Origin of the sequence: Aquabacterium sp., assembly GCF_004297345.1 — a bacterium.
Taxonomy (GTDB): Bacteria; Pseudomonadota; Gammaproteobacteria; order Burkholderiales; family Burkholderiaceae_C; genus Aquabacterium.
The window spans coordinates 1-2112 of record NZ_SCTN01000405.1; the positions used below are offsets into that span (position 1 = coordinate 1).

2 protein-coding genes are annotated in these 2112 nt (G+C 63.1%); both read left to right on the forward strand.

Annotated elements, in window-relative coordinates:
* The coding region (locus tag EPO09_RS15710) for an ATP-binding protein (RefSeq protein WP_290644271.1) at positions 1 to 1808 on the forward strand (1808 nt) is incomplete at its 5' end.
* Positions 1795 to 2112, forward strand: a 318-nt coding sequence (locus EPO09_RS15715; RefSeq protein WP_290644272.1) for a response regulator, incomplete at its 3' end; no start/stop codon positions are given. The genes EPO09_RS15710 and EPO09_RS15715, both read left to right, overlap by 14 nt.

Below are 2112 nucleotides of genomic sequence, written 5' to 3' on the forward strand. Positions count from 1 at the left end.
TGGCCAAGGAACGCGCCGAAGCCGCAGCCTCTGCGCGCAGCACCTTCCTGGCGAACATGAGCCACGAGATCCGCACCCCCATGAACGCCATCATCGGCTTCACCGACCTGGTGCTGACCGGCGAGTTGCAAAGCGAGCAACGCAAGCGCCTGGAGACCGTGCACAAGTCAGCACGCAACCTGCTGCACCTGCTCAACGACATCCTTGACACCTCCAAGCTGGAGCACGGCGCATTGGAGCTGGAAGAGCTTGATTTCTCGCTGCCCGATCTGGTGGAGCAGTTGTGTGCGGAGCAATCCATCCATGCCAACCGCAAGCACCTGTCCTTGAACTGCGAGATCGACAGCCAGGTGGGCGAGCACGTCAAGGGCGACCCACATCGACTTCGTCAGATCCTGGTCAACCTGGTGGGCAACGCCATCAAGTTCACCGAACAAGGTGGCGTGACCGTCTCAGTACAGCGCGAAGCCGAAGGCGTGCACTTCATGGTCAAGGACACCGGCATCGGCATTGCACAAGATCGCCTGCCGCACATCTTTGATGCGTTCACGCAGGCCGATGCCTCGATGAGTCGCCGCTTTGGCGGCACCGGACTGGGCACCACGATCAGCAAGCAGTTGACCGAGCTGATGCACGGCCGCATCTGGGCGACCAGCGAGCCGGGACAAGGCAGTGTCTTCCACGTGCTCATTCCCATGGAAAAGGGCAACGCAGCCAATGCACTGCGTATCCACACCTCGACGCAGGCCATGCGCCTGCCGCCCATGCGCATTCTTGCCGTGGATGACGTGGAGCAGAACCTGGAGTTGCTCACGCAGTTGCTGAGCAAGCAGGGCCACACGGTGGTCACGGCCGGCAACGGCGAGCAGGCACTGGCACGAGCAGGAGACGAACACTTCGACATCATCCTGATGGACGTGCAGATGCCTGTGATGGACGGCCTGACCGCCAGCCGCACCTTGCGCCAGCGTGAGATCGAACAAGGCCAAGGCCGCACACCCATGCTGGCCTTGTCCGCCAGCGTGCAGATGGAAGACCGCCAGGCCGCCATTGATGCGGGCATGGATGGCTTTGCCACCAAACCGATCGAGATGGCGGAGCTGATGGCCGAGATGTCTCGCGTGACGGGGCAGGCCTTGTTGCCGGCACAGGAGGCTGCGCAAGCGCCCACCGCCGTTCAAGTCAACAACAGCATCATCGACACGCAACGCGGCCTGCGCCGCTGGCAGGACTGGGCGCCCTACGCCAAAGCCTTGCAGCGCTTCGCACATGAACAGGCCGACTGGTTGGCCGAGCAGGCCCAACAGACGATCCCGCAGGGCCATACCGCGTTCAAGGAAGCCCACCGCATCAAGGGTGTGGCTGCCACCTTGGGGCTACCCCAAGTCGAGCAACTGGCCGCTCAACTGGAAACCCTCGCCCGCCAGGATGCCAGCGCTGACATGAGCCCACCGTGGCAAGCCTTGCTGAGCGCGCTAAATACGGCCGTGGCCGAGATCACGCAGCTGTCGATGCAACTGAGCGCACAACAGGCCTCGCCAAGCTCGGCAAGCCAAGCACAGCCGCTCATGGAACAAGCCACGCTGCACCGCAAACTGCAGCAATTGCAGACTGCGTTCCGCCGCGGCGAGTGCCTGGACAAGGTGCTGGAGGAAGTTCGCCTGGCTGCACCGGCCTACCTGGGGCCCCACGAAGTGCACGCGCTGATGGAAGCCGTCGATCTGTTTGACTTCGATGCCGCCGCCGCCTGCGCAGAACGCATGGCCAACAGCCTGGCCAACATGGAGAGCAACGATGCCGCACTCTGACCGTGAAGTTCGTCCCTGCATCCTGATCGTGGACGATGAACCCACCAACCTGCAGGTGCTGCGCCAGATTCTGCAGGACGACTACCGCCTGCTGTTTGCCCGCGATGGCCACAAGGCGCTGGAGCTGGCCGGCACGGAAAAGCCCCAATTGATCCTGCTCGATGTGATGATGCCCGGCCTGACCGGCCACGACACCTGCAAGACGCTCAAACAGAACCCGGCCACGGCACACATCCCCGTGATCTTCGTGACGGCCTTGTCCGACGTGGACGACGAGACGCACGGCTTCGAGCTGGGCGCCGTG